The sequence below is a fragment of the Wolbachia endosymbiont (group A) of Chalcis sispes genome, from assembly GCF_964026765.1.
GTDB lineage: Bacteria > Pseudomonadota > Alphaproteobacteria > Rickettsiales > Anaplasmataceae > Wolbachia > Wolbachia pipientis.
In genome coordinates this window covers 31,666-44,197 of record NZ_OZ034697.1, presented here as the reverse complement: position 1 = coordinate 44,197, position 12,532 = coordinate 31,666, and the positions used below count along the sequence as shown (strand labels likewise).

The following is a 12,532-nucleotide window of genomic DNA, read 5'->3' as shown; positions in this document are numbered from 1 at the left end:
CTATTTAATCATAAAATGATAAAAAAATATACATGTCATTCATCTTTTTCCTTTTTTTGATATTCATAGTAGTTACATTTGTCTTGCCTAGCGTTGTTGTATTTTTTCTTTTCCTGACAAAAAAAAATAACATAAGTTTCATGATGAACTCTATATTGAGTAAGTTTTTGAACGAATTTAATAGCAATAGAAGTTGTACTGAAAATTACACTGGTGATAACATGTCCAAAGATGAAGCATTAAAGATACTAGGACTGAATCCTGAGGCAAGTCAAAATGAAATCAATAAAGCATATCAAAATTTAATGAAGTTAGTTCACCCAGATAAGGGAGGCTCGGAATATTTTGCGCAAAAGCTAAATGCGGCACGTGATAAATTGTTAAAAAAGTGATCTTAAAAAAAGTTTTCGTTTAACGAATTTCTTCCTTTGCTTTTTCTAAATACTCCAATATTGCTTCATGTAGTGCAGTCCATGTTATCTGTTCTTCCAGGGAAGGTATAAATTCTTGTCTCCAAGCATTCTTAAACTCCTGAAACCACTGTTTCTCAAAATCCTGAAATTCTAAAGAAATATCTGCTTTAAAGCTATCAATTAAACTGGAAACTTCTGCAGCTTTAGAGCTATCTAGTGATTTTAAAGATAACACTCCACTCTTTAAAATGTCTAACTCTTCCAATACATTAAGCTTAAATGGTTCATAGAGTGAAGACCATATGCGATATCTTAAATAAGAATCATAGTATAACTTAATTTTGTACATTAAAGTGGTAGATGCATCAGGAGAAATGTTATTCTCATATTGTGCAAGAGAAGATAATAAATTCTCATAATCTACTTTGCTTAAACATGGTTGTAGAGTCGATTTAATTTTTTCACTAAAGGTTAGATAACTAGAAGAAATGCCATGACTATATTTACTAAAGAATTCAGGAAATATATCTGCTTGTTCTAATTTAAGAGGTAAATCTTTTCTAATTTCTCTTGGTAAATTATGTATTGAAAACTGATAAATAACCCATACAAAATTCTCATCAAACTCATCTGAGTAATCAGCATTATTATCAGGAAAAATTACATTACCTTTCTTATCACTCCAAGGTAATATCTTATAGAAAAATCTGTTCAGCCTTTGTTTTAATTTCAAAATACCTTCATTTCTATCACCTGCTTTATACAATATTTCGCCCATTTGCTGTTTAGCATCTTTAGGGTTTATTCTGTCACTTATGTGCAATCCAATTCCATTTTTCTCTAATAACTCCCAATCAAACAATTTGTGTGGATCTGGTTTACGCATTGTATAGCCAAGCTCTGGATCATGCACTATAGTTCCTATTTCAGAATGACTAAATATCATATCCCTTTTAATTTTAAAACGCTCCATAAGGTATAAAATCAGCTCTTTAACAGATCTCATTTGCTCTTCCGGGAAAGGCTCAAGTCCTGTGTTCACAATTTCAATACCTACAGAATAGTTGTTAAGCTTCTGCAGCTCTTCAAGCTTGCTATTTATCTTAACTCTTGCATAACTAATACCAGCATGCCATGCTTCTTTCTCTAATGGAACCATTAAGGTGATGCTGCCATCCCTATCGACAATAAAATGAACTGACAATCCTCTAGCATTCAGCGTATCTTTTGTACCTTTTAGTGTTGATGTTTCAGTATGGTGAACTATAACCATTAACACTTTTTTACCTGCCCTATCACCATAATTTAAAGCTGAAGCTGGATCTAAAAATAACAAATCCTGATCTTTCAATAATGGTAATTTTTCTTGTAAATCTTGAAAATCATTCTCGATATTGCTTGAACTGGATACTTGCCCAGATATGAGAAATGCTGAGACAGTAATCAGTAAAACTAATAAATATTTGTTGACTTTAGATAGTTGGATTTTCATACCATCTTCATAAACACTTTGTAGATAATTTTTCATTATATAGTTAGAATAGGGTTGTTGAATAAATTTACAAGACAAAATCATACTAGTCTGGTAGTAGTAACATGTTCAGAGATGGAGCATTTAAAGTGCTAGGAATAGATTCTGGAGCGAACCAAAATGAAATCAATAAAGCATATCAAAATTTAATGAAATTAGTTCACCCAGATAAAGGAGGCTCGGAATATTTTGCACAAAAGTTAAATGCAGCACGTGATAAGTTGCTGAAGAGGTAATTAATATTGCTTTAAAGTTTTTATTTGTGCGTAAAGGATAAGTTGCTACAATAAAAAAATAAGATAAAAGTAGCAATGGACATGTGTTCAGAAAGGTTTAAGTTATGCAGGAAGATAACAAGAAAGAAACAATAAAAGAAGAAAAAGGCATATTAGGATGGATAGAATATAGATTGCCTATATTTTCTTTTCTAAAACACACCGCTTCTTATCAAGTGCCAAAAAACTTAAATTATGCTTGGAACTTTGGCTCTTTGGCTGGTATAGCGCTAATTTTACAAATAATAACAGGTATATTTCTTGCTATGCACTACACTCCGCATGTTGATTATGCGTTTAATAGCGTGGAGCGTATAATGCGTGACGTGAACTATGGATGGCTGATACGCTACACTCATGCTGTCGGGGCATCGCTCTTCTTTATGGTAGTCTATGTTCATATAATGCGTGGGTTATATTACGGATCTTACAAGAGGCCACGAGAGATGGTGTGGTTTGTTGGTATATTTATATTTTTTGCAATGATGGCAACTGCCTTTATGGGATATGTATTGCCTTGGGGACAAATGAGTTTCTGGGGTGCAACAGTTATAACCAACTTATTTTCTGCTATACCTTTAGTTGGCAATAAAATAGTTATATGGTTATGGGGTGGTTTTTCCGTTGATAATCCAACACTTAACCGTTTTTTCGCTCTGCATTACCTTCTGCCTTTTGTTATTATTGCTTTAGCTATGCTTCATGTGATAGCTCTGCATAGGTTTGGCTCTGGTAACCCAAGTGGAGTTGAGGTAAAATCAGATAAGGATACCATTCCTCTCTATCCTTATTATATAGTCAAGGATTGCATAACTTTTGGTCTGTTTTTTGTAGTTTTGTTCGCATTTGTTTTCTATGCTCCCAATTATCTTGGGCATCCAGACAATTATATAGAAGCTGACTCTATGGTAACTCCGGTACACATAGTGCCAGAGTGGTATTTTTTACCTTTTTATGCAATGCTACGTTCGATTCCAGATAAACTTACTGGTGTGCTTACCATGTTTGCGTCTATTTTAGTGTGGTTTTTGTTACCTTGGCTTGATAAATCAAAAGTTAAAAGTGGTGCTTATCGCCCGGTGTTTAAGAAATTTTTTTGGGTTTTTGCAATAAATTTTGTACTTCTTGCCTGGCTTGGAGGACAAGAGGTAAAAGAGCCTTACATCACTATGAGTAGGCTATCTACTCTTTACTACTTTGCATACTTTGTGATAATTTTACCACTGCTTAGTAAGTATGAAAAGCCAAAAGAACCACCAAAAACCTTAAGTGATTCTGTGCCGGAGATGAGGTGATGTCAACTCAAAGCAGATCTCTTACAAAATTCTCTGTCATCCCAGAACTCTCTTCTTTCACCCCAGAGCCCTCTTCTGTCATTCCAGAACTCTCTTCTGTCATCCCAGCACCCTCTTCTGTCATCCCAGTGCTTGACACTGGGATCCAGAAAAAAAATAAATGGATTCCAGCATCATGTACACAACTGTATGAACGTTGTATACAACACACAGTGTCATTCCACTATCTTCCGTTGTCATCAATTCGAAATTTACTAAAACAGTGGTTACGCATGGGATCTAATGTATTTGCAATCTTCTGCATGTTATTTCTATCTAGTCTTATATCTGCAGAAGAGTTTAAACCATTACCAAATAAGAAAATAGACTGGAAATTTGATGGAATTGTCGGATCTTTCGATAGAGAGTCAATTCAGCGTGGCTATAAAGTGTATAAAGAAGTCTGTGCTGCTTGTCATTCAATGAATAGGGTAGCATTTCGTAATTTGCAAGATGTCGGTTTTTCTGAAGAAGATGTAAAACAGATAGCAGCTTCTTACCAAGTTAAAGATGGTCCGAATGATTTGGGTGAAATGTTTGACAGACCTGGAGTACCTTCGGATTATTTTATTGCGCCTTTTGATACAAAAGAAGCAGCTACAGCAAGCAACAATGGTGCAGTCCCACCAGACTTATCATTAATTATTAAAGCAAGGCATGATGGTGCAAATTATGTCTATTCATTGTTAACAGGCTATCAAAACGGCGAACACGATGAAAATGATTTATATTTTAATTCGTATTTTCCAACAGGCAGATTAGCTATGGCGCCACCACTTTCTGAAGGAATGGTGGAATATGATGGTGCAAGGCAAGCCACAGTTGAAAATATGGCGTATGATGTGATAAATTTTTTACAATGGGCAGCAGAGCCAGAATTAGAGCGCCGGCATAAACTTGGATTAAAAGTAGTGGCGTATTTTATAATTTTAACAGTGTTTTTTGTATTAACTAACAACAAAGTTTGGAGCAAGCTCTATAAAAAGAAGTGATAGTCAATTTTGCCTCAAGCACAATGGTTGTCATCCAAGTAGCTAACACTGGTTCCTTTATGACGGTGTCATCCGAGTAGCTGACACTGGGATGGCTTTGTCGCATCGTACCTTATACGGTAATAATTTACGATAAATTCATGTAGCCATTTCGAATTTAGCCATACCAATGTCAGTAAATTTATTAAGCAAATAGCACTTAATGAGCAGTTCTTTTTCACGATTTATAGCTCTTTTCATAGAAGTCCGGATGTGATAAGGATAGATAATGATAAGGAGGTTGAATGCCAGCAGCATATAGTTATGATTTAAGAAAAAAAGCAATGGAGGCGCTAGACGAAGGAGAAAGCAGAGAAGCAGTGGCAGCAAGATTTAAGATTGGACGAACTACTTTATGGGAGTGGCAGCACTGTAGGCTTGACCATAAATTATGTTAAGATAGAAAATGACTATTTTAGATAGAGCTTGATGTAATGCAGTGCGATACAAAATAACGGTAGAATATAATGGTAGTAATTTCTCTGGTTGGCAAAAACAGCAACACTCTGCTAACTCAATCCAGGAGAAGATAGAAAATGCTATATTTAATTTCAGTGGTGAGAAAATTGCCTTGTACTGTGGTGGCAGGACTGATGCAGGGGTTCATGCTTTAGGACAAGTTGCTCATTTTGATATGGAAAAGGAATTTGAGCTTTATAGAATAAGAAATGCAATAAATTATCATTTAAAATCAATTCCTATAGTCGTGCTCAATGTAGAAGTTGTAGATGATGCGTTTCACGCACGGTTTTCAGCAAAAAAAAGATATTACGAATACAGAATAGTTAATCGCTATGCTCCTGCCGCTCTGGAGACAGGTTATGTATGGCAAGTGTTTAGTCCACTTGATGTAAATATTATGCGTGAAGCTGCTAAACATCTACTTGGAAAACATGACCTTTCAAGTTTCCGTTCAAAAGATTGTCACGCCGCAAATCCGATAAGAACAATTGATGATATCGATATAGTACAAAACGGGAATCATATACACATCAAAATATCTGCTATTTCCTTTTTACATAACCAAGTGAGGATTATTGCGGGTACTTTAGTTGAATTTGGAAAAAATAGAACCAATCCGCAAGAAATGCTACATATATTAAGCCAATGCAAAAGAAGTGCTGCTGGGGTTACCGCGCCGCCTTTTGGCTTGTATTTGGTAAAGATAGATTACTAATTTAATAAAAAGTAACGTTCTTAGTGAAATAAGTGCCATACCGCCGCAGTATCTCCAGATCTCGCTAACAAGCAGCGAGATGACGAGTTTAAGTTCTCATTGGCATCACTACATATAATACACTTGAATCATCTTCATCAGTGATAATTGTAGCACTATTACCATCGGCTAAGCTAAACTTACATTTATTTTTTATGCAAGATAGAACATCAAGCAAATAACGCGAGTTGAACCCTATTTCTATAGGGGCTTCATTGTAGTCCACTTCTATGGATTCAGTTGCATCACTGCACTCTTGGGAGTTTGAATGCAGAGTTAGCAGCTTTTCTTGTAGTGAGAATTTAATAGATTTTACTTTATCAGATACAACAACGGAAACTCGATCTATAACATCTGAAAGTTTTTTACTTTCAATAATCATATGCTTATCTTGAGATGCTGGAATAACTGCTTTATAATTTGGAAAAGTTCCATCTATTAATTTTGATATTAGAATATATTCACCGCATGTAAACTTGATTTTTCTGTCTGAGAGTTTTACATTAATTTCATTACAATCGTCCAATATTTTTAACAGCTCCATAACAGTTTTACGTGGAATGATCACACCAAATTCGCCATTGATGTTCCCAGGCTTTGGCCTCTTTATACATGATAAACGATGGCCATCAGTTGCAACGCAGTACAGAAACTGCTCATCTGTATGTAGATATATTCCATTTAAATTATACCTTGTATCATCTAGTGATACAGCAAATTTTGTTTTAGTTAATAAGTCTATCAGGTCCGTATTTAGTAGAATAAAATCATGTTTATAATTGTCTTCTTCAAGAGCAGGAAAGCTGCTTGAAACTACATTCGGTAAAGAAAAGTTTGCATTTCCGCAAGACATCAATAATTTTCCTTGGTTGTTTACTTCAAAATTGACATCCAAATCAGCGGGTAACTTCTTCACTATGTCATGTAAAGTATGCGCTGAAATTTTTACTTCTCCTTCTGTTAATACGGTTGCAGCAAGTGAGGCAAACATTGAAATGTCAAGATCAGTTGCCATTAATTTTATGCTGCCGTGTTGTGCTTTGATATTTATACACGCCAAAACATCTATTGCATTACGCCTTTCAACCACTCCACTTACTCTGGATAATGTATTTAAAAGACTTGTGCGGCTCACGCTAAAACGCATCTGCTCGCACACAGAATTTTGCTTTTTGATTTCTGTATCTACACCTGCAACCTCTGACATTGCTAACTCTCAAAAATATATTTTAAATGATATCCACATCCCATATAAAGTAAAGTGCTATTTATATTTCCATTGAAAGAGTAGTCTAGTTTATACTATAGCTGGGTATTCTGTTACAATAATTTACTTTGTATGGCATAAATCATGCATTTTTTGATACGCTTTTTGAAAACCAAGTAGGGAATAAGTATCATCAATGGTCACTGTTTTTGTTTTTCCATTAACTACCATTGATAATCCCTGCTTCATTTTTAGAATGAGATCTTGATCTATTTTTGTATGCTCTGCCCACGCAAAACTTCCCTGTATTATGGGCAGTGTATATTTAATTTTTTTGTCGATATTGAGAGCTACAGGCTCCTTATCATACTGAAAACCAGAGGTAACGCTTACCTCATCTGCTTTTTTATCAACATAACTAACCATTACATACGGCTTGCGATTGGTTGTATAATATTCGCTTTTTTTTTTAGGATAGGATACAATATAACATACTTTCTCTCCATCTTCCAATGCAGTATACACGAGCCAATCTTTATATTTTTCCTTCAGTTGCACATCACTAACTGATGCAAAAGCGTCTATCGAAAAAAATATTAGAAATATAAAAAAACTACGCATGCAAACAAAATTTCAAACTTTCAGATTGTATATATTGTTTTACCTTAGCCATCGCCTGCTTAGCCAACTGCCTTATTCTTTCTCTTGAAACACAATATTTTTTACTAAGTTCATCCAGAGTTTGAATGTTTTCAGACAAATATCTACTGATAAAAATGTCTCTTGCCCTTTCGTTGAGGCTCGCTAGTGCATTGTTTAAAATTGCTTCTTTTAATTCTTTTTCTTCATGATTCTGATAGGTTACTTCTTGACTAACCAAGTTACATGGGATCATATCTTGTAGCTCCCTTTTAGAGTCATCACCTATTTTTATGCAATCGTTTAGCGACTGATCCTTACAAGCCATACGGTAATTCATCTGCAGAACGTCTCCTTCGGATACAGAAAGCTCATTAGATATTGCTTTTATTTCTTCATTATTTAAGGTTTCCCTGTTTGTATACTGTAAAATTCTTTTTTTTATTTTACGTAAACTAAAAAACAATCTTCTTTGTGCTTGCGTTGTGCCTATTTTCACAAACGACCAAGATTTCAATATAAAGTCTTTTATTGAAGCTTCAATCCACCACACCGCATAAGTTGAAAAACGAAACCCTAAATCAGGATTAAACTTTTTCACTGCATGCATTAAACCCATATTTCCTTCCATGACCAGGTCCATCAACAATAGTCCATAATTTTTGAATTTCATTGCAATTTTCACTACCAAATTCAAATGGCTGGTAATCAATTTATGAGCAGAAGAAACATCCTTATATTGGTTCCAATTTTTTGCTAATCGTACCTCTTCCTCTTGAGACAGCATAGGAAATTTTTGCACCCTAGCAATATATTGCATGAGATTGGTTCTGCTATCGACACATAAGTTTGCCATTGAGGTCAACATAACAACTTAAATTAAAACTTCATGCATATAATATATTGATTTTCCAGCAAAAATTCAAGCTTTGATTTGAAAAAAGTACAAATTTTCCATCTAATTTCTTGGAGACAGTAGGCCGCAGTGTTAGCTAATTGGATAACATTATGTAACTTTAGATGATATTCTACCAGTACAATGGTAAACGTTATAGCTTAAACACATAGCAAATAGTGTTATTCCAGTGCCTTGACACTGGAATCCACATTTCTTTTTTCTAGATCCCAGTGTCATGCTACTTGAATGACAAGAAAAAACCCACTGGGATAACAAGACTGAGATAGACTAAAAATTAAACGCTACTCCAGCTTCTGCACCAACAGTGCTGTAAAGGACTGTATGTCCTCCTTTGTCTTTCTCACCACCGCTTTTATCGAAATTAGCACCATAAGAACCGAAATAACGAGCTCCAGCATAAAGTTTGACTTCTGGAGTTACATCATAACTAACACCAGCTTTTACTTGACCAGCAAAACCAAATTTACTTTTTTGATCATTCACAGCGTCTTTCAAAGGAGTGCTAATATACGCTGCACCAACACCAACACCAACATATGGAGTGATAGGCATATCTTCAATTGCTATATCGTAATAAACGTTAACTAGCCCTGAAATTGCTGTTAAACTGTTTGCAATAGTATCTGGCGTAAATTCTGCATCTGTAACATCATTTTTGTTTAGGTATGAATAAACTCCTTCAACATCAACCCTGATGTCGTCCATTTTGTAACCAAATGCACCACCACCAGCTATAAAAGATGGTTTTAATGGACTGTAATCACTCTTGTCTTTCCTATAGGTAATACCATCAACTTTTGTGAAAAGAGGTAAAAATTCACCGTTGTATTGCAAACGAACGTAGTAGCTAGTTTCTTCATCACTTATTGGACCAACAGGATCTGAAAAAGCAGAGTTTGATAAACTTAGCAACGTTGCTAAAGCGGCTGCTGAAAAAAACTTTTTATAATGCATAATTGTCCTCGTAAAAAAAATTAAAGTTCCACTTTAGTAGTCTAAGTAACAACTAAAGTTAAGTCAAGTGCTAACTTAATAACACAAAATATTCTACATTTTAACTAATTTTTAGGAGAAGACAAAGATTTTATTAATGAATAAATACGACTTTTGATTTTTTGGTATAGCTAACACAGGTAAGATTTACTATCGAAAGACCTCGTCATCTCGCTGCTTGTTAGCGGATGAGAAATCCACAACTGTACGAACATTGCAATTTGGGCCTACCAGGAGGGCAATGCCTCTTATCCAAGTACCATCTTCTTGTCATCCCAGTCTGGGATCCAGGAATTTTATTAAGTTGGTAAGCATAAAAGTAGCCGTTTTATGTTAAAACACAATGTTCTTGATGAGATTACGGCAAGGCTGGATTCCAGACTGGAATGACATCGTTTACTATGTGCCATATTGCAATGTTTGTACAGTTGTGGAATGAATCACGGTATGACGTAGGGCTATGCTAGTATAGGTACATTATATGAAGAAGTACTAGCGTTGGGAATATTAGAAAAAAAATACTTACACTAAAAGAAACTTCAGTAGTAAATTCAAAAAGGAAGTTTAAACCCAGATGGTAAACCCATCATACCTGCAAGATCAGAAGTTGCATTCGCCATATCTTCTTCTGCTTTTTTAACGGCATCATTAAACGCTGCTGTTACTAAATCCTCTACTATATCTTTTTCCTCATTTCTCATAAGTTCTAAGTCTATGTTCACCTTTTTAGCTTTATAGCTACCTATTTTTATGACTTCCACTAATACAGAAACTTTGCCACCACCAGAAATACCTTGAAACTCTTTTCCAACATATTTTTCTTGAGCTTCTGCAAGCTTTTTTTGCATCTCTTGCGCTTGTTTCATTATTTGACTAAAATCCACAACTTACTCCTTATTTTCTATATTAACTACTTTTGCACCTTTAAACGTGTCAAGGATATCCTTAACTGCAGGTGCATAATTTAAATTACTCACTTCCCTGTTTATATAACCTGTATCAACTGCAATAACCCACTCTTGCTGAGTCACCTGGTTTAAGTAATTTTTTAAATCATTGCAAAAATTACTATCCAACTTAGATACAGCTTTTAATTTTAAATATCCAGGTTTACAATCTATTAATTGTAGATTATTACACAGTTGTTTGTAAAGATAAATTTGGTTACTTCGCCTTAATAGTTGCAAAATCTTATCAAAATCGTAATTTTGTTGTTTATTTTCCACATGGATCCCAGTGTCACGCACTGGGATGACAGAGTGGGGTTGTTGTTTACTTTCCACATATTTTTTTGGATCCGAGTAGTCAGCTACTTGGATGACAGAGGGGGAAGGTGCAACAGGTCTGCCCTGTCTATTTCCTTGCTCTACATTCTGCGAAAGAACTTTTTTGATCACCTGTTCCGGAGAAGGCAGATCAGAAAGATAACAGAGGCTAATTAACATCATTTCAGCAGCAACATCGTTGCATGTTGAAGTTTTTATATCTTGAATACCTTTAAGCAACATCTTCCACAATCTCGAAAAAAATATTAAAGATCTCTTTATACTTAAATCTTTTATCCTATTCTTTTCATGCTCTGTAACTGCATTATCAATCTCTTTTGTAATCAAAAAACGGCATACTAACTGAATTGTTTGCAATAGACCTTCAAAAATACTAAGTGGGTTTGCTGTTTTTACCGCCTTGTCAAACACTGATAGAGCTTTCTGTAAATCACCTTCTAATATTGCCCCTAATAGATCGAATATAATATCTTTATCCACTAGGCCAAGTATGTCTGTCACATTTTTAGTGGATATTGCACCATCTTTGCTATATAGCACTGCTTGATTCATCAAAAACAAGGCGTTACGCATTGAATTTCCAGAGTGTCGTGCAATTAATTCTAATGCTCCCTTTTCAATGGAATAACTCTCTTTTTGTGCAACATCATTTAAACGTTCCACTATTTTAGCTACAGGAATGTTGTGTAAATCAAATCTTTGACAACGTGCAATAATAGTTATTGGTATCTTTTTTATTTCCGTAGTTGCTAAAATGAACTTTACACTAGATGGTGGCTCTTCTAGGGTTTTAAGTAATGCGTTAAATGCACTGCTAGATAGCATGTGTACTTCATCTATAATGTAGACTTTGAATTTAGAGCTTATAGGTGAATAGCAAATATCTCCCAGGATTACTTTAATATCGTCAATGCTAGTGTGACTTGCTGCATCGATTTCAATTACATCTGGATGGCTTGAATTTTTTATTGCTAGACAATTTTCACATGATCCGCAAGGTTCAAAAATTGGCCCCAGGGAACAATTCAAACATAAAGCTATTATCCTTGCAGTGGTGGTTTTACCAACTCCACTACTACCAGAGAGCAGTATAGATTGTGGGATTTTGTTTAAAATAAAAGCATTTTCTAATACACGCACTAATATATCTTGACCTACTAGATCTTTGAAGCTACTAGGACGATGTTTTAATGCTATATTCATAGCCTCGGATAAAACAAATAATGAAATAGGTATGCAACCCAAAAAGGTTCTGATATGGCTGCTTCATTTCTGATCTGACCAAATTACAGAGTTTTTGCCTGCATACCTTATAAAATATTATACTTTTTTTTTTATTTAGCAAGGTATATCCTATATTAGCTCTATAATTTGATATGTTAAATTTTTTACAGTGCTATTTTGAAGTAAACAAAAAGTTAGTTGTCATGCAAGTCACTACAAGATTGTCACTCCAATGTTTATTTATGTCATTTCAGCGCTTATTTATGTCATCCCAGTGCCTAGGCATACAGCTGTATGAATGTTGTGATATAAGAGCAATTTTTACCGAAAAGGATGTCATCCCAGTGCTTGACTACTTGGATCCAGAAAACTTAACTGTAAATGAGCGCACTAGGCAATTGTATAACAAGAACTGGATTCCAGTGTCAGCTACTTGCATGACACTACCTGCTACGCAAACTTCT

Annotated in this window: 12 protein-coding genes, 1 other RNA gene and 2 pseudogenes; 7 read left to right on the top strand and 8 right to left on the bottom strand. The window is 34.8% G+C overall.

Annotated features, from left to right (window positions below):
- Positions 1 to 140 precede the first annotated feature (140 nt).
- Entirely contained in the window at positions 141 to 392 is a 252-nt protein-coding gene (locus AAGD72_RS00225) for a J domain-containing protein (protein ID WP_341814841.1), read from the top strand.
- A gap of 19 nt (positions 393 to 411) precedes the next feature.
- Here AAGD72_RS00225 and AAGD72_RS00220 read toward each other — a convergent pair whose 3' ends face one another.
- Positions 412 to 1,941, bottom strand: a complete 1,530-nt coding sequence (locus tag AAGD72_RS00220; protein WP_341814840.1) for an N-acetylmuramoyl-L-alanine amidase — start codon at positions 1,939 to 1,941, stop codon at positions 412 to 414.
- Positions 1,942 to 2,009: 68 nt separating this feature from the next.
- On the opposite strand from AAGD72_RS00220, the gene AAGD72_RS00215 reads away from it, so the two are divergent.
- From AAGD72_RS00215 to truA, 5 genes and pseudogenes are all read left to right on the top strand, one after another.
- Positions 2,010 to 2,180 carry a J domain-containing protein gene (locus AAGD72_RS00215; protein WP_341814839.1) on the top strand — a complete coding sequence of 57 codons (171 nt, stop codon included), beginning with the start codon at positions 2,010 to 2,012 and terminating at the stop codon, positions 2,178 to 2,180.
- Positions 2,181 to 2,284: 104 nt separating this feature from the next.
- Complete coding sequence (locus AAGD72_RS00210; RefSeq protein WP_341814838.1) at positions 2,285 to 3,514, top strand: cytochrome b/b6; 1,230 nt, start codon at positions 2,285 to 2,287, stop codon at positions 3,512 to 3,514.
- A gap of 272 nt (positions 3,515 to 3,786) precedes the next feature.
- Positions 3,787 to 4,545, top strand: coding sequence for a cytochrome c1 (locus AAGD72_RS00205; protein ID WP_341814837.1), 759 nt, complete (start codon positions 3,787 to 3,789; stop codon positions 4,543 to 4,545).
- A gap of 284 nt (positions 4,546 to 4,829) precedes the next feature.
- Positions 4,830 to 4,952, top strand: a pseudogene (locus AAGD72_RS00200) (IS630 transposase-related protein); the annotation flags it as partial.
- A gap of 71 nt (positions 4,953 to 5,023) precedes the next feature.
- A complete protein-coding gene (gene truA / locus AAGD72_RS00195; protein WP_264719016.1) occupies positions 5,024 to 5,761 on the top strand; it encodes a tRNA pseudouridine(38-40) synthase TruA in 738 nt (245 codons plus the stop codon).
- A gap of 88 nt (positions 5,762 to 5,849) precedes the next feature.
- Here truA and dnaN read toward each other — a convergent pair whose 3' ends face one another.
- The 7 genes from dnaN to ffs all read right to left on the bottom strand — a co-directional run bounded on the left by dnaN (position 5,850) and on the right by ffs (position 12,158).
- Positions 5,850 to 7,007 (bottom strand): DNA polymerase III subunit beta, encoded by a 1,158-nt coding sequence (gene dnaN / locus AAGD72_RS00190; RefSeq protein WP_264719014.1) that lies wholly within the window; start codon positions 7,005 to 7,007, stop codon positions 5,850 to 5,852.
- Between the two features lie 123 nt (positions 7,008 to 7,130).
- Positions 7,131 to 7,628 carry an invasion associated locus B family protein gene (locus AAGD72_RS00185; RefSeq protein ID WP_341814836.1) on the bottom strand — a complete coding sequence of 166 codons (498 nt, stop codon included), beginning with the start codon at positions 7,626 to 7,628 and terminating at the stop codon, positions 7,131 to 7,133.
- The gene (locus AAGD72_RS00180; protein ID WP_341814835.1) at positions 7,621 to 8,514 is read right to left on the bottom strand and encodes an RNA polymerase factor sigma-32; all 894 of its coding nucleotides are present in this window, start codon (positions 8,512 to 8,514) and stop codon (positions 7,621 to 7,623) included. Before AAGD72_RS00180 ends, AAGD72_RS00185 begins: the two co-directional genes overlap by 8 nt.
- Before the next feature lie 318 nt (positions 8,515 to 8,832).
- Complete coding sequence (locus AAGD72_RS00175) at positions 8,833 to 9,519, bottom strand: acyloxyacyl hydrolase (RefSeq protein ID WP_341814834.1); 687 nt, start codon at positions 9,517 to 9,519, stop codon at positions 8,833 to 8,835.
- 590 nt (positions 9,520 to 10,109) lie between these two features.
- Positions 10,110 to 10,442, bottom strand: coding sequence for a YbaB/EbfC family nucleoid-associated protein (locus tag AAGD72_RS00170; protein ID WP_010963017.1), 333 nt, complete (start codon positions 10,440 to 10,442; stop codon positions 10,110 to 10,112).
- A 3-nt stretch (positions 10,443 to 10,445) separates the two neighbouring features.
- Positions 10,446 to 12,047, bottom strand: coding sequence for a DNA polymerase III subunit gamma/tau (dnaX, locus tag AAGD72_RS00165; protein WP_012673353.1), 1,602 nt, complete (start codon positions 12,045 to 12,047; stop codon positions 10,446 to 10,448).
- Positions 12,048 to 12,068: 21 nt separating this feature from the next.
- Positions 12,069 to 12,158, bottom strand: an RNA gene (gene ffs, locus AAGD72_RS00160) — signal recognition particle sRNA small type.
- Positions 12,159 to 12,394: 236 nt separating this feature from the next.
- On the opposite strand from ffs, the pseudogene AAGD72_RS06325 reads away from it, so the two are divergent.
- Positions 12,395 to 12,511: pseudogene (locus tag AAGD72_RS06325) on the top strand (WPE palindromic element domain-containing protein); the annotation flags it as partial.
- Positions 12,512 to 12,532 lie beyond the last annotated feature (21 nt).